17 protein-coding genes are annotated in these 14,873 nt (G+C 69.5%); 7 read left to right on the top strand and 10 right to left on the bottom strand.

All coding sequences use genetic code 11. The annotated features are described in order from the left end of the window. Positions 1 to 31 precede the first annotated feature (31 nt). Genes tmk through RIF93_RS02035 form a run of 5 tightly spaced genes read left to right on the top strand, consistent with a single transcriptional unit; the run spans position 32 to position 3,871 of the window. Positions 32 to 664 carry a dTMP kinase gene (tmk, locus tag RIF93_RS02055; RefSeq protein ID WP_309087958.1) on the top strand — a complete coding sequence of 211 codons (633 nt, stop codon included), beginning with the start codon at positions 32 to 34 and terminating at the stop codon, positions 662 to 664. Further along, positions 657 to 1,658: a DNA polymerase III subunit delta' gene (locus tag RIF93_RS02050; protein ID WP_309087956.1), complete on the top strand. Its 1,002-nt coding sequence runs from the start codon at positions 657 to 659 to the stop codon at positions 1,656 to 1,658. The genes tmk and RIF93_RS02050 overlap by 8 nt, the downstream gene beginning before the upstream one ends. A 7-nt stretch (positions 1,659 to 1,665) precedes the next feature. Next, a complete protein-coding gene (locus RIF93_RS02045; RefSeq protein ID WP_309087954.1) occupies positions 1,666 to 2,442 on the top strand; it encodes a TatD family hydrolase in 777 nt (258 codons plus the stop codon). Next, positions 2,439 to 3,263 carry an MBL fold metallo-hydrolase gene (locus RIF93_RS02040; protein WP_309087952.1) on the top strand — a complete coding sequence of 275 codons (825 nt, stop codon included), beginning with the start codon at positions 2,439 to 2,441 and terminating at the stop codon, positions 3,261 to 3,263. The genes RIF93_RS02045 and RIF93_RS02040 overlap by 4 nt, the downstream gene beginning before the upstream one ends. After that, complete coding sequence (locus tag RIF93_RS02035; RefSeq protein ID WP_309087950.1) at positions 3,260 to 3,871, top strand: formyltransferase family protein; 612 nt, start codon at positions 3,260 to 3,262, stop codon at positions 3,869 to 3,871. Before RIF93_RS02040 ends, RIF93_RS02035 begins: the two co-directional genes overlap by 4 nt. A 318-nt stretch (positions 3,872 to 4,189) precedes the next feature. Here RIF93_RS02035 and RIF93_RS02030 read toward each other — a convergent pair whose 3' ends face one another. From RIF93_RS02030 to RIF93_RS02020, 3 genes are read right to left on the bottom strand one after another with little or no spacing between them, the layout of a single operon-like run. Continuing rightward, positions 4,190 to 5,149, bottom strand: a complete 960-nt coding sequence (locus RIF93_RS02030; protein WP_309087948.1) for a cyclase family protein — start codon at positions 5,147 to 5,149, stop codon at positions 4,190 to 4,192. Between the two features lie 60 nt (positions 5,150 to 5,209). Continuing rightward, on the bottom strand, positions 5,210 to 5,683 hold the full coding sequence (locus RIF93_RS02025) for a hypothetical protein (protein ID WP_309087946.1): 474 nt from the start codon (positions 5,681 to 5,683) through the stop codon (positions 5,210 to 5,212). Between the two features lie 25 nt (positions 5,684 to 5,708). Further along, positions 5,709 to 7,196, bottom strand: coding sequence for a serine hydrolase domain-containing protein (locus RIF93_RS02020; RefSeq protein WP_309087944.1), 1,488 nt, complete (start codon positions 7,194 to 7,196; stop codon positions 5,709 to 5,711). A gap of 183 nt (positions 7,197 to 7,379) precedes the next feature. On the opposite strand from RIF93_RS02020, the gene RIF93_RS02015 reads away from it, so the two are divergent. Continuing rightward, positions 7,380 to 7,871, top strand: a complete 492-nt coding sequence (locus tag RIF93_RS02015) for a hypothetical protein (RefSeq protein ID WP_309087942.1) — start codon at positions 7,380 to 7,382, stop codon at positions 7,869 to 7,871. A gap of 86 nt (positions 7,872 to 7,957) precedes the next feature. Beyond that, complete coding sequence (gene mazG / locus RIF93_RS02010; RefSeq protein ID WP_309087940.1) at positions 7,958 to 8,770, top strand: nucleoside triphosphate pyrophosphohydrolase; 813 nt, start codon at positions 7,958 to 7,960, stop codon at positions 8,768 to 8,770. A gap of 3 nt (positions 8,771 to 8,773) precedes the next feature. Here mazG and RIF93_RS02005 read toward each other — a convergent pair whose 3' ends face one another. From RIF93_RS02005 to RIF93_RS01975, 7 genes are all read right to left on the bottom strand, one after another. After that, positions 8,774 to 9,196 (bottom strand): DUF1801 domain-containing protein, encoded by a 423-nt coding sequence (locus tag RIF93_RS02005; RefSeq protein ID WP_309087938.1) that lies wholly within the window; start codon positions 9,194 to 9,196, stop codon positions 8,774 to 8,776. 29 nt (positions 9,197 to 9,225) lie between these two features. Further along, a complete protein-coding gene (locus tag RIF93_RS02000; protein WP_309087936.1) occupies positions 9,226 to 10,149 on the bottom strand; it encodes a M20/M25/M40 family metallo-hydrolase in 924 nt (307 codons plus the stop codon). Between the two features lie 8 nt (positions 10,150 to 10,157). Further along, the gene (hflX, locus tag RIF93_RS01995; protein WP_309087934.1) at positions 10,158 to 11,429 is read right to left on the bottom strand and encodes a GTPase HflX; all 1,272 of its coding nucleotides are present in this window, start codon (positions 11,427 to 11,429) and stop codon (positions 10,158 to 10,160) included. 47 nt (positions 11,430 to 11,476) lie between these two features. Then, positions 11,477 to 11,722, bottom strand: coding sequence for an RNA chaperone Hfq (hfq, locus tag RIF93_RS01990; RefSeq protein WP_111274395.1), 246 nt, complete (start codon positions 11,720 to 11,722; stop codon positions 11,477 to 11,479). A 101-nt stretch (positions 11,723 to 11,823) separates the two neighbouring features. Beyond that, complete coding sequence (locus RIF93_RS01985) at positions 11,824 to 12,687, bottom strand: D-amino-acid transaminase (RefSeq protein ID WP_309087929.1); 864 nt, start codon at positions 12,685 to 12,687, stop codon at positions 11,824 to 11,826. Between the two features lie 2 nt (positions 12,688 to 12,689). Next, a complete protein-coding gene (locus RIF93_RS01980) occupies positions 12,690 to 14,081 on the bottom strand; it encodes a sigma-54 dependent transcriptional regulator (RefSeq protein WP_309087927.1) in 1,392 nt (463 codons plus the stop codon). A gap of 13 nt (positions 14,082 to 14,094) precedes the next feature. Then, on the bottom strand, positions 14,095 to 14,873 hold a 779-nt coding region (locus RIF93_RS01975; RefSeq protein ID WP_309087925.1), incomplete at its 5' end, for an ATP-binding protein.

Below are 14,873 nucleotides of genomic sequence, written 5' to 3'. Positions count from 1 at the left end.
CTTCTGGCGCGAACCGGCCATTTTGGCGGGCGTGCGCGGGCGGTTCATAACTTTCGAAGGCGGCGAAGGGGCCGGCAAATCAACCCAGGTGAAGCGGCTGGCCGCCCGCCTGGAGGCGCAAGGCCTGGAGGTTGTCACCACTCGCGAACCCGGTGGCTCGCCGGGCGCTGAGACGATCCGCGACATCGTGCTGAAGGGGGCTGCCGACCGCTGGAGCCCCGTCACCGAGACGCTCCTGATGTACGCCGCGCGCCGCGACCATATCGAACGCGTGATCGAGCCCGCCTTGACCCGCGGGGCCTGGGTGGTCTGCGACCGGTTCGCCGATTCGACGCGCGCCTATCAGGGCGCCGCCGGCGGGACGGACCCGGGCCTGATCTCGGCGCTGGAGACCCACATCCTGCAGGGCGTGCGCCCCGACCTGACGCTGGTGTTCGACCTCTCGCCCGAGGTGGGACTGGAGCGGGCCCATGCACGCGCCGGCGCCGAGATGCGGTTCGAATCGAAGGGCATGGCTTTCCACCAGCGCCTGCGCGACGGCTTCCGGGCGATCGCGGCCGCCGAGCCTGAGCGCTGCGCCGTGATCGACGCCGAGGCGCCCATGGACGCCGTCGAGGCCGCGGTCTGGACGGCGGTGTCCGACCGGCTCGTGGTCCATGGCTGAGACCCAGGTCACGCATCCGCGCGAGGTCTTCCAGCTGCACGGCCAGGACGGCGCGGAGGCCGCTTTCGAGGAGGCCCGGGCCCGGGGTCGCCTGCACCACGCCTGGCTGCTGACCGGTCCTGAAGGCGTCGGCAAGGCCACCTTCGCCTATCGCGCCGCGCGACGCCTGCTGGGCGCCGCGCCCGCGCCGGCGTACGGCGAACTGGGCTCCGCCCCGGACCATCCCGTCAGCCGCCAGGTGGCGGCCCGCAGCCATCCCGACCTGCTGGTGCTGGAGCGGGAAGGACCGGACGGTAAGCCGCGCAAGGTGATCCCCGTCGAGGACGCCCGCCGTCTGGCCGAATTCTTCTCGAAGTCGCCGGCCAGCGCGCCGCACCGGGTGGCGATCATCGACGCGGCCGACGACCTGAACGTCAACGCGGCCAACGCCATCCTGAAGACCCTTGAGGAGCCGCCGCCGCGAGGGGTGCTGTTCATGGTCTCGCATTCGCCCGGCCGGCTTTTGCCGACCATCCGGTCCCGCTGCCGCAGACTGGCCTTCCACGCGCTGGAGCTCGAGGAGGCCGCCGACTTCGTGAGCCGTCACGCCGACGTGAATCCCGAAGAGGCGCTGCGCCTTTCGCGGATGTCGGGCGGAGCGCCCGGGCGCGCCCTCAGCCTCGCCGCCTCGAAGGCCATTTCCGTGGACGACATCGTCCGCGAACTGCTCGCCGAACTGCCGCAGGTGGACGAGACCCGGGCCCTCTCGCTGGCCGAGAGCTTTCGGGGCGGGGAGGGCGCCCAGGCCTTCCAGCTGCTGTTCGAGCGCCTGTCGGACCGCGTGCACGCTATGGTTTCGGATCGGGCGCAGCAGGGGATCCGGCCGCTTGATCGCTGGGCCCAGGCGTGGGAGACGCTGCAGCGCCTGCCGCGCGAGGTCGAGGCGCTCAACCTCGACCGGGCCGACGCCTTGTTCGCGGCGCTGTCGGAACTGAAACAGGCCGCCCAGGCCTAAAGACCCCATGCTGATCGACAGCCACGTCAACCTGCACGCGCCGCAATTCGACGAGGACCGCGAAGCGGTCATCAGCCGCGCGCTGGCGGCCGGCGTGCGGCTGATGGTCAACATCTGCGACCGCGTGTCGAATTTCGAAGCGGTCCGCGCCGTGGCCATGCACCCGGACATCTGGTGCACGGTCGGCACCCATCCGCACGAGGCCAAGGAGGACCCGGAGCTCTCGGCCGCCACCCTGGTCGAGCTGGCGCAGGACCCCCGCGTCGTCGGCATCGGCGAATGCGGCCTCGACTTCCACTACGACCTGAGCCCGCGCGACATTCAGGCCACGGTGTTCCGCGTGCACTGCCAGGCCGCCCGCGAGACGGGCCTGCCGCTGGTGGTGCACACCCGCGAGGCGGACGAGGTGATGGGCGAGATCCTGGCCGACGAGCACGCCCGCGGACCGTTCCGGATCCTGATGCACTGCTACACGTCGGGGGCGGCCCTGGCGCGGCAGGCGGCCGAGCTCGGCGCGTGGTTCTCGGTGGCCGGCATCGCCACCTTCAAGACGGCCGACGACGTCCGCCAGGTGGTGCGCGAGATGCCCGCCGATCGCATCATCGTCGAAACCGACTGCCCGTACCTCGCGCCCGTGCCATACCGCGGCCGGCGCAACGAACCCGCGTTCCTGCCGCATGTGTTGGCCAAGCTGGCCGAGATCCGCGGCTGGAGCCTCGAGGAGGCCGAGGCGCGTACCGAGGACGCGTTCTTCGCGCTGTTCGACCGGATCCCGCGCCCGTGAGCGGAGTGCTGGAGGTGGTGATCCTGGGCTGCGGCTCGTCAGGCGGCGTGCCGCGGGCCGACGGCGAGTGGGGCGACTGCGATCCGGCCAACCCAAAGAACTTCCGCACCCGCTGTTCGCTACTGGTCCGGCGCAAGGGACCCGATCCCGCATCTGAGACCACGGCCCTGGTCGACGCCTCGCCGGAACTGCGGATCCAGACCGCGCGGGCCGGCGTGAAACGACTGGACGCCGTGTTGCTGACCCACGACCACGCCGACCAGGTGCACGGCCTCGACGACGTGCGCGCCTTCTTCCTGCGCCAGCAGGCGCGGATCCCCTGCTGGATGGACGCCGCGACGACGGAGACGATGCGGCGCCGGTTTGGCTACATCTTCCAAGGGGAGGGCGGCTATCCCGCCATCTGCGACGAGCGCGCAATCCCCGGCCATGGCGCGGATTGGGCGGTGGAGGGGCCTTCCGGCGCCATCCCGGTGCGGACCTTCGACCAGGACCACGGAGGCGTCCGCTCCGTCGGATACCGCTTCGGCGGCGTGGCCTATTCCAGCGACGTGGTTGGCCTCGACGAGGCGGCGTTCGAGGCGCTGGCCGATCTCGACGTCTGGATCGTGGACGCGCTGCGCCGCCGGCCGCACCCGACGCACGCCCATCTGGAGAGGGCGCTGGAATGGATCGAACGGGTGAAGCCGCGCCGCGCGATCCTGACGAACATGCATATCGACATGGATTTCGACACACTGGCGGCCGAGCTGCCAGCTGGGGTGGAGCCGGCCTTCGACGGCCTGACCCTGCAACATGAACTAAGAGCCGGAAATCCGTGAGAATATCGACCCTTAAGCTGGGTTTCCTCGCATCCGGAAACGGCTCTAGCGCGCGCGCCGTGGTCGACGCGATCGAAGCCGGGGCCCTGCCGGCAGAGGCGCGCCTGCTCGTGGTTAACACCCGCAAGGCCGCGGCGCTGGAGTGGGCCGAGGCGGCGGGCATTCCGGCGCTCTGCGTGCCGACCATCACCGATCCCGAGGCCGCCGACGCCCAACTGGCCGAAGCAATGGCCGCCCATGGCGTCGAGCTGATCGTCATGTCGGGCTATCTGCGCCGGCTGGGACCGAAGACCCTGGGCCGCTATGCTGGTCGCATCCTGAACATCCATCCGGGGCCGCTGCCGCAGTTCGGCGGCCAGGGCATGTACGGCCGCCGCGTCCATGAGGCTGTGCTGGCGTCGGGCCTGACGCAGAGCCGGATCGTCATCCACGCCGTCGACGAAGAATACGACCACGGGCCGACCTTGGCCGAGCTGGACGTGCCGATCGCGCCGGGCGACACGACCGAGACGCTGGAAGCCCGTGTGAAAGCCCTGGAGCCGGCGTTCTTCGTCGCCACGCTGCAGAAGATCGCCTCAGGCGAGCTGGCGCTGGCCGATGTGGCTTGACCGCCGGGCCTTCGCCCTGGGAGCCATCGCCCTGGCGAGCGCTAAAGCGCGGCCGCCAGCAGGTGCGGCCCCACGATCGGGATGGCCATGATCACGGCGAAGGCGGCGGTCATCAGCGACAGGGCGACGGGCAGGATGTTCGTGTTCATGGCGGCTCTCTCGTACCGATCCGTCAGATAGGGCTTCGCCGCAGCCGTTGTAGGGCTTGTTTGCGCAGAACAGTTCTGCCGTTTTGGCAGCACTTCAATTTCCGATAATATTCCTTAGGCGAGAACGACATATCGGCATTAGACACTCTGGCGTCGGGTCTCGCCGCTCTCAGCGGATCGCGACGGGGTTCACCACGACCTGCACCGTGCCGACAAAGCGCGGCGCGCCAAGCACGAACATGAACTCCTTCACCCCGTCGCGGACCAGCGGCGCGGTGTTGATGTTCTCCAGGATGTAGACGCCGTTCTTGGCGAGCAGCATCTGGTGCACCACGAACGGCCGGTCGGCGTCCACCGACGGCAGCGGCTCGAGCGCCAGGGTGTCCGCGCCGATGGCGACCACGCCGAGCTCGGCCAGCCAGCGTGCGCCCTCTTCTCCGATGCCCGGTTCGCTGCTGGCATAGCGGGCCTTGTCGGACTCCATGATCGACATCCAGCCCGTGTGGAACAGGACGACGTCTCCCTTGCCGACGGTCACGCCCTGCTCGCGCATGGCGGCTTCGATCTCCGCGCGGTTGAACGCTTGTCCAGCCTGCAGCATCGGCGTCTTGAAGTGCCGGGCCATGTCGATCAGCACGCCCCGCGTGACGATCGGCGGCAGGTTCGACAGTTCGAGCGACTTGAAGCCCTCAGGCGTGTTCAGCGCCGCCCCGGACAGGCCGTTGTAGTAGCGATGGTCGATGCCGAGATGGCCGAGGCCATCCAGTTGGGTGCCGATCCCCATGCTGGTGGTGACCCGCTCGTCGTGCGCCGTGACCTTGTTGGCGCCGACCGGTGCGACCGGGGATCCTGGCGCGGGGCTGATCTGCACGCTGTAGCGACGCTCGCCATAGGCTGGGCTCTGGGGGCCCGTGGGTACGCCCAGCGGATAGGCCTTGCCGGTGCGGACGAGCCGCGCCGCCCGGAGCGCATCGGCCGGACCCAGGTTGTTCAAGGCGCCGAGGGTGTCGGCGGGCCCGTGCCTCGACGGATACCAGGCCTCCTGGGCCGCCGACGCCGCGGGCGCCGCCATCATCCCCAGCGCCACAACGGCGCACTTCCAGTCTGAGCCACGAGCGCTGCTTCGCATGCCGCCTGTCTCCTTTTCGAGCGCGACCGCCGTCGGCGGCCAGGTTGTCACGACATCAGCTCACGGGGCGAAGCTGGATCGACCCTGGATTCCCCAGCGGCCGTTGACCCGCGTCACGATGTAGATGGAGTCGAACGCCGCGATCAGACTGCCGTCCTTCCGGTAGCGCGCGAACCGCGTGTCGATGTGGACCTTGTCGGGGCCCGCATGGAGCACCTCACGGCGAAGCCAGGCCGAATGGTTCCATTCCGACAGGGCCCCTCTTCCGAACATCTCGGGCTTGTGGGAGCCCGGTTCGATGACGGTCACCGCACCCGAGGCGAAGCGCACATGCGGGAAGTTGAACGTCGCTTCGATGCCGGCGACGTCGCGGGCGTTGAACGCCGCCATGAACGCGTCCAGCCGCTCCTGGGCCGCACGGATCTGCTCGCCAAAGGCGGCGTGCTCCGGCCTCGGCGCCGCCTCGGCGGCGACTGGCGAGGCTACGCCCAGCCCAACGGCGGCGGCGAGAGCGGCGAGCCGGGATCGGATCATCGGAAGGTCTCCCTGCGCGGCTACCCTAAGGCTGGGCTGCGGAGAACTCGAGAGCCTGGATCTCCACGCGCGGCGTGGGCGCGCGCTGCACGCGGCCCGAGACGCGGCCGTGCTCGCAAGTCCAGGTGAAGCGGCCTTCCATCGCGGAGAGCGGGCGTATCGGCTCGTCGGCTGCGCAGGCGCCGACCTCGGCCTTCACGTCGGCGATCGTGCGCTTCCATCGCGCGGCGTCACGATCCAGCAGCATGTTGTTGGCCAGCGGCGCCTTGGTGACGTCGCCCGATCGCCAGACCGCTCGCGCCGCCTCATAGGCTTCGGCCAGGCCGGCGCTGACCGCGAGCGGCGGCTCGCGCAACGCACGCGCGTTCTGCAGAGCCAGGAGCGACCGCAGCGCGGGCGCGCTCGGCCCCGCATACGTGCGGTTCGAGAATGCGAAGATGCCCACGCCCTTGGCCGGCAACAGCCAGACCGTCGAGCCGTAGCCGGGATAGCCGCCGCCGTGGGTCAGGATCAGCCCAAGGTCACAGTCGTCGATGGCGTTCCACCCCATGCCGTAGGCCACCGCCTGGCGGCACGGCGCGCCGCCCACGGCCGCCGGCCGGTTGCGGCCCGCGGCGAAGTTGTCCCCGGTGGCGATCTCGCGGATCGTGGCACGCCGGACGGGCCCCTGCTCCGCCCCGTCCCGGGCCGGCCAACCCGACAGCAGGAACGCCACCCATCGAGCGTAGTCGTTGGCGCTGGTCTCGACGCCGCCCATCGCGCCGAACACCCCGTCCTTCATGTCGGGCTCCCGCACCCAGCCCTTGTCCTGCCAGCGATAGCCGATCGCACGCGCCGATTCCGGCGAGGCGAAGATGTCGAACCCGGAAGACGACATGCCAAGCGGCTGCATGATCTGGGTTCGGATGTAGTCCTGGTACGGCCGGCCCGAGACGTTGGTGATTATCCGGCCCAGCATGGCGTAGCCGAGGTTCGAATATTCCATCGCCAGGCCCGGCGGGCGGGAGAACGGCACGCCTTCGGCGAGGTACCGCGTGAACTCCGCCTCGGGCATCACCTGCTGGCGATCGCCCCAGGGGTTGTCCTCGACGAAGCCCGCGGTGTGCGTCAGCAGATGGCGCACTGTGATCTTGGGGCTGTCGGTCGTCGGATAACGCCATCCCTTGAGCTCGGGGATGTAGAGCTCTGCTGGCGCGTCCAGGGCGAGCTTGCCCTCGTCCCGCAGCTTGAGGATGGCCACCGCCGTGAACGCCTTTGACATCGACGCGATGCGAAACCGGCTGTCGGCGGTAACGGGCGCCTTCGAGTCGAGGTCCTGCACGCCGAGACCCTTCACGTGCACCAGCTGGCCGTCGGCCACGACGCCATAGACCAACCCGGGGGCGTGGGCGGACAGCCGCCAGTCTGCGAAGATCCGGTCGATCTCGGCCAGGGTCTCAGGCGATGGTGTGGCCGCGCGAGCCGGCGGAGCCAGGAGCAGGACCAGACCGATGAGCGCGGCGCAGAATTTCATGTGAACCCCCGTTCCGATGCCGAAGCGTTAGGCCGAACCGCAGGCGCCGTCACCAGGGCTCGGCCGCAACGACCGTTCTGTTCAGCTGATTGTCAGCTAAGCGGCGCTATCGGTCACGCACTTGTGGCGTGGCGCAAGCCGGCCCACATGTTAAGTTCTTACTGAACATCATCGGAGATCCGCATGCGCACCCTCGCCCTCGCGGCCGCCGCGCTCCTGGCGAGCGCCTCGACCGCCCTCGCCGCCCCCGCGGCGGTTTCCGTCGCCATCGGCCCCGAGCTGCAGGAGAAGGCCGAGAAGACCTATGGCGTGCGCGACGTCACCCGGCTGGCCGACGACCTGCGCCAAGACGTCGAGCGCGCCCTGGCCAAGTCCGGCGCGCACCAGGACGCCCGCATCGAGCTGGTCCTGACCGACGCCAAGCCGAACCGGCCTACCTTCAAGCAGCTCAGCGACACCCCTGGCCTGTCGATGCAGAGCTTCGGTGTCGGCGGCGCGGCCATCGAAGGCCGCATCGTCGCCGCCGACGGCGCGGTCACGCCGGTGACCTACCGGTGGTACGAGACGGACATCCGGCAGGCCTGGGGCGACTGGGTCTGGTCCGACGCCCAAGTCTCGTTCGACCGCTTCGCGCGGCGGCTCGCCCGCAACGACACGCGCCTGGCCCAGCGCTAGGTCGCCAGACGCAGCTTGCGCCTCTGAGCGGCGCGCGGTCTGATCGCCGCGCGCCGTTTTCGTTGTCTCCGCCCCCTGAGTTCCCCATGACGCGACCTGCCCCGCCGGCCGATCTTCGGCCCATCGACCGCCTGCTCGCCATCATGGCGCGGCTGCGCGACCGGGAGGACGGTTGTCCCTGGGACCAGCAGCAGACCTTCGCCACGATCGCCCCTTACACCGTCGAGGAAGCCTACGAGGTCGCCGACGCCATCGAACGCGGCGACCTGTCCGATCTGAAGGAAGAACTGGGCGACCTGCTGCTGCAGGTGGTCTTCCACGCTCGCATCGCCGAGGAACAAGGCGCGTTCGGCTTCGAGGACGTGGCCCGCGTCATCTCCGAGAAGATGGTCCGCCGCCATCCGCACGTGTTCGGGGACGAGAACTACGGCTCCATCGCGGCGCAGAAGGCCGGATGGGAGGAGCTGAAGGCTGAGGAGCGGGCCAAGAAAGGCCGGCAAGAGAGCCTGCTGGACGACGTGCCGGTGGGCCTGCCCGCCCTCACCCGGGCCGTGAAGCTGTCGAAGCGCGCCGCCGGGGTGGGCTTCGTCTGGCCGACGGTGCAGGACGTGATGGCCAAGCTGCACGAAGAGGTCGAGGAATTGGTCCGCGAGGTGGACGCCGGCGACCTCGAGAAGGCGCGCCAGGAGATGGGCGACGTGCTGTTCGTGGTGGCGAACCTGGCCCGAACTCTGGACGTCGATCCAGAGGACGCGCTGCGCTACACCAATTCGAAGTTCGCAAGGCGCTTCCGCTACATCGAACAGAAGCTGGCCGAGCGCGGGAAGACGCCCGACCAGTCGGACCTCGCCGAGATGGACGCCCTGTGGGACGAGGCGAAGGCCGCCGAGCGCGCCTGACCGCTACATCCGCTCGCCGGGCAGCCGACTGGCCTGTTTCAGCCAATCGACGAACTGCGCCTCGTCCAGCTCATCGTCCTCGTGGATGTCGAGGTAGCGGACGTTCGGATGCTTGGACCCACCGGGCGGCAGCGGCTCCAGGGAGGCTCCGTTCAGGAAGGTCACCTTCACGTAGCGGGTGAAGCAGTGGAAACTGAGGAACCAGGTCCCCTCCTCTGCCCCGTAGAACGGCGAGTTCCACTTCACCGCCTTGCGCACGCCGGGGACGGCGCGCTCGACCAGCTCGTCGAGGCGGCGGCCAAGGCCGCTCTTCCAGGCCGGCATGGCGGCGATGTAGGCCTGCACCGGCCCGTCGCCGTAGCCCTTGGGGATCTGTGGATTGCCGCCAGAGAGGAGTTTCGGCTTCTCGGAGGTCTCGCTGCCCATGCGTCTGCTCCCGTACCTCGCTTGCGAGGTTAGCCCCGGCGCGCCGCCCTAGCGATGCCGCCGAGGTTTGCGTCGAAGCGGCGGGCGGCCTTCACGAGCGTGGCCACCGAACGAAGATAGAAGTCCTTCGGCAGCTTGTGGAAGTCATCGCCGGGGCCGTGGTAGTCCGGATGGTCCTCCACGCCGAAGTAGGCGAACGGTACGCCGGCGGCGTGGAAGGCGCCATGGTCCGAGCCGAAGGTCCAGTCGTCCGAACCCTTCCAGGGCGGGCCGTCGTGGCCCTGCTTCAGAGCGACGTCCGCCTCGGCGGCCACGGCGTCCAGGTGCGGCTTCAGCATGGGATAGTGGCGCGCGCCCGCCACATAGAGCTCACCCTTGTCGCCGCGTCCCACCATGTCGAGGTTCATGTTGAGCGCGATGCGGGACATCGGGATCGGCGGCGCGGTGACGAAGGCCTTGGCGCCGGCGAGGCCCGCCTCTTCACCGTCCCAGAGCGCGACCAGCACGGTGTGCTCCGGCGGCCGTTCTCGGAAGGCCTCCGCGATGGCCAGTACGGCGGCGACGCCCGATGCGTTATCGTCCGCGCCGTTGTAAGTCTGGCCGCCGCGTACGCCCAGATGGTCGTAGTGGGCGGACAGCACCATCACGCGCTCGGTGTCCGACGTCCCAGGGATCAGGCCCAGCAGGTTCACGCCGGCCACGGCCCGGCCGCGGCTCTCGATCCGAAAAGGATGCTCGAAAGCGCCGCCCACCGGCCGCAGCCCGACCTGCCGCATGCGTTCCAGCAGATAGGTGCGCGCCTTCGCCGAGCCGGGTGCTCCGACCGCTCGCCCCTGCATGTCGTCTGCCGAGAGCACGCGCACGTCCCTCAGCGCCTGGCTCTCCTGGGCTGGCGACGCAGCAAGGCAGAGGAGCGCCGCAGCGGCGGCGAACAGGCTGGCGCGGCAGGTCATCGGGGCTCCTAGTGCGGCCGGATCTCGGCCTGCGGGAACAGCTGCTCGAACTGCCCCAGCGCCTGTGGCGAGAGGCTGACCGCCAGCCGGACGCTGCCGTCCTTGCCGTCGTTGCGCTCGACGACGCGGCCGTGGCGGTAGAGCCAGGCGATCGCCGCGCCCTCGCCCGCCGGCGCATAGACGTCCACCGGCGGAGCCTCGTCGACGAGCCCGCCCACGATGCGGAGGAGCTCGTCGCAGCCTTCTCCGGTGACGGCCGAAACCAGCACCGCCGGCGGATGCGCGCGGCGGGCGTCGCCAGCCGCCGCTTCGCGGTCCTCGGGCTCCAGAAGGTCGAGCTTGTTCCAGACCTCGACAATCCGACGCTCGTCCATGTCGAGGCCCAGGCGTTCGAGCACCGTGCGCACGTCCTGCGCCTGGGCGTCGCTCTCGGGGCTGGCGATGTCGCGCACGTGCAGGACGACGTCGGCCTCGCGCACCTCCTCCAGCGTGGCGCGGAAGGCTTCGACCAGCTCGTGCGGCAAGTCGGAGATGAAGCCCACGGTGTCCGACATGATGGCCGGCCGCCCGTCTGGCAGCTTGAGCATGCGCAGCGTCGGGTCCAGCGTGGCGAACAGCAGGTCTTCCGCCAGCACCTCGGCCTGGGTTAGTCGGTTGAACAGCGTCGACTTGCCGGCGTTGGTGTAGCCCACCAGCGCCACCGTGGGATGCGGAGCACGCTTGCGGGCCGAGCGCTGCAGGGTGCGCGTGCGGCGCACCTCAGCCAGTTCGCGCTTCAGCTTGCCGATCTTCTCCGCCAGCAGCCGGCGGTCGGTTTCGATCTGGGTTTCGCCCGGGCCGCCCATGACCCCGAATCCGCCGCGCTGGCGCTCCAGGTGGGTCCAGGTGCGGACGAGGCGCGAGCGCTCGTAGGTCAGCCGGGCGAGTTCCACCTGCAGGCGGCCCTCCCGCGTACGGGCCCGACGGGCGAAGATCTCTAGGATCAGGCCGGTGCGGTCAATGACCTTGGCTTTCCAAGCCTTTTCGAGGTTCCGTTGCTGCACCGGCGTCAGCGCGTCGTCGACCACGACCACGTCAGCCTCGGTCGCCTCGACCAGCGCAGCCACCTCCTCCACCTTGCCCTTGCCGAACAGGGTGGCGGGCGTCAGCCGGCGCAGCGGCGCGATCAAGGCCTCGCGCACCTCGAGATCGAGCGCCATCGCGAGGCCGACCGCCTCGTCGAGACGCGCCTCGGGATCGCGCACGGCGCTCATCCGGCCTTCGCGGTCCGGATGGATCACCAGGGCGCCTTGGACGGGCGCCTCGCGGTCAACGAACTTCGAAGGACTCAATCGGCCTCGTCGTCGGCCGGCTCATACAGCTGCACGGGCTGAGCCGGCATGATGGTGGAGATCGCGTGCTTGTAGACGAGCTGGGATTGCCCGTCCCTGCGTAGCAGAACGCAGAAGTTGTCAAACCAGCTCACGACGCCCTGAAGTTTGACCCCGTTCACGAGGAAGATGGTGAGCGGCGTCTTCGACTTGCGCACGCTGTTCAGGAAGGTGTCCTGAAGGTTCTGTTTCTTGTCGCTCATGGCTTTTCGCCTTTTGGTTTTCATCGGGCGGCCATATCCGCCCACACACGCAAGGGCACGCTAAGCAGGGATTGCCGTGCGGCGCAATCGCGAGCGACGCGTCAGATGGCCTTCGCCTTGGCCCGCTCGATGTAGAGGCGGCGCAGCCGCGCTGCGATCGGCCCCGGCACCCCCTCGCCGACCGGCTTTCCGTCGACCGCCACGACGGGCAGCACCAGGGTCCCGGCGCCGGTGATGAAGGCCTCCTTCGCCTGCCGCGCCTCGTCCGGCGTGAACGGGCGCTCCTCGACCTTCAGCCCGGCCTCGCGGATCACCTCGATGAGGCTGTTGCGGGTGACGCCGCGCAGGATGTTGGCGTTGGTGTCGCGCGTGCGCAGGACTCCGTCCTGGTCGACGATCCAGGCGTTCGACGACGCGCCTTCCGTGACGAGGCCCAGCTCGTCCACGAACCAGGCCTCCACCGCCCCGCTCTCGCGAGCCTTCTGCTTGGCCAGGGCGTTGGGCAGCAGGCCCACCGTCTTGATGTCGCAGCGCCCCCAGCGGTTCTCGGGCGTTGTGACGACCGACACGCCCTTGGCGGCGCGGGCTTCCGACGCGGCGCGGTCCACGCGGCTGACGGTGATCACGATCGAAGGACGCACGCCCTCTGCCGGGAAGGCATGGTCGCGCGTAGCCACGCCGCGGCTGACCTGCAGATAGACAAGGCCTTCCTGGATGCGGTTGCGACGCACCGTCTCACGCAGGACGTGGGTCAGGGCGGTCCGGCTCATCGGCATCGCGATCTTCAGCTCGGACAGGCTGCGTTCCAGGCGCACGAAGTGACCCTCGGCGTCGGCGAGCTTGCCGCCGAACAGCGCCCAGACTTCATAGACCGCGTCGGCGAACTGGTAGCCCCGGTCCTCGATATGGACGAAGGCTTCGGCCTTGGGGACGAACCGGCCGTTGACGTAGGCGATGCGGCTCACGCTCAGGCGTCCTCGGTCTCGAGCGGCCGGACACCGGAAAGGCCCAGCGACTTCAGCTTGCGGTGCAGGGCCGAGCGCTCCATCCCGATGAAGGCGGCGGTGCGGCTGATGTTGCCCGAGAAGCGCAGCATCTGGGCGTTCAGGTACTCGCGCTCGAACACCTCGCGGGCCTCGCGCAGCGGGAGGGCGATGATCCGCTCGGCGCCGAAGGTGCCTGCCTGATCGTTCACAGAGGCCTCGGGCGGCAGCATGTCGGCCGTGATCGGGTCGGCCGGCGAGCCCGAGGCCAGGATCAGCATGCGCTCCACGTTGTTGCGCAGCTGGCGCAGGTTTCCAGGCCACGCCCGCACCTGCAGCATGGCGAGCGCGTCGTCCGACAGCCTGCGGCGCGGCAGGCCCGTGGCGTCGCAGATGCGGCTGATGAAGTCCTCGATCAGCTCGGGGATGTCCTCGCGCCGCTCGGCGAGGCCCGGCACGTTCACCGGCACGACGTTCAAGCGGTGAAAGAGGTCCTCGCGGAAGCGGCCGGCGGCGATCTCCTCCCGCAGGTCCTTGGACGTGGACGAGATCACACGGACGTCCACCTGGACGTCGGAATCGCCGTCCACGCGGCGGAACCGTTGCTCGACCAGAACGCGCAGGATCCGGCTCTGGGTCTCGCGCGGCATGTCGGCCACTTCGTCGAGGTAGAGCGTGCCGCCGTGGGCGCGCTCGAACACGCCGATCTTGGCGGGCGGCCCGCCCTCGCCTTCTTGGCCGAACAGTTCGATGTCCATCCGCTCGGGCGTCATGCCGGCGGCGCTGATCGGCACGAACTCGTTGCGGGCGCGGTGGCTGGCGCCGTGGATCAGGCGCGCCACCGTTTCCTTTCCGGCCCCCGGCGGGCCCGAGATCAGCACGCGGCTGTTCGCCCCGGCCAGCTTGGCGATCATCTGGCGGAGCTGCTGGGCGGCCACGGACTTGCCCAGCAGGCCTTCGGGCGTGATCGCCTGGGCGCGCAGGCGGCGGTTCTCGCGGCGCAGGTTGGTCGCTTCCAGCGCCCGCTCGACGACCAGCAGCAGGCGGTCGGACTTGAAGGGCTTCTCGAGGAACTCGTACGCCCCGCGCTTGATGGCGCTGACGGCCGTCTCGATGTTGCCGTGACCCGAGATCATGATCACGGGCAGGTCAGCGTCGAGCTTCTTGACCAGGTCCAGGAGCTCCAGGCCGTCCATGCCGCCGCCGGACATCCAGATGTCCAGGATCAGCAGCGCGGGTTTGCGCGCTCGGACGGCGGCCAGCGCCGATTCCGAGTCGTTCGCCGTGCGGACGGCATAGCCTTCGTCCGCGAGGATACCCGCAACCAGTTCGCGGATGTCCGCCTCGTCGTCGACCACCAGAACGTCAGCCGCCATGCCTTCCAGTCCTCTACGCCGTCACGGCGCTGGCCTCGTCGCCGACGCGGGCGGCGGGCGCCGCTGGCAGGCGAAGGATGGCCAAGGCCCCCTGCCCGCTCCTCGCGTCGGCGAGCTCGAGCTCGCCGCCGTGGTCTTCCAGGATTCGCTTCACGATCGCGAGGCCGAGGCCGGTGCCCTTCTCGCGGGTTGTCACATAGGGTTCGGTGAGCCGGTCCCGGTCCTTGTCGGGCAAGCCGACGCCGTTGTCCTCGACCTCGAACACCGCCCGGCTGTCCTCGGCCACGAGGCGCGCCACGATCCGGCCTTTCAGCTTCGGCGCATGCGCCCGCCGGGCCTCCACCGCCTCGGCGGCGTTCTTCAGGACGTTGGTCAGCGCCTGGGCCAGCATGCGGCCGTCGGCCAGGAGGACGACATCGGCCGTAGGCTCTTCTAGCTCGACGCTCAGTTCGGGGCTCGCCACGCGCTGGGCAAAGACCGCGGCCCGCAGAAGTTCGTCGGCGTCAACCTTGGCGAACTTGGGCGCGGGCATCCGGGCGAAGGCTGAGAACTCGTCCACCATCCGGCCGATGTCGCCCACCTGACGCACGATGGTGTCGGTGCAGCGGTCGAAGGTCTCGAGCTCGGCCTCGGCGATGTCCTTGCGGTACTTCTTCCGCAGCCGCTCGGCCGAGAGCTGGATCGGCGTCAGCGGGTTCTTGATCTCGTGGGCGATGCGGCGGGCGACGTCGCGCCAGGCGGCGTTCCGCTGGGCCGTCACCAGGCGCGTGATGTCGTCGAAGGTCAGCACCA

It is taken from the genome of Phenylobacterium sp., assembly GCF_031181185.1.
Classification (GTDB): Bacteria; Pseudomonadota; Alphaproteobacteria; order Caulobacterales; family Caulobacteraceae; genus Phenylobacterium.
The sequence above is the reverse complement of the archived record's forward strand: the minus strand, read 5'-3'. Positions and strand labels throughout refer to the sequence as shown.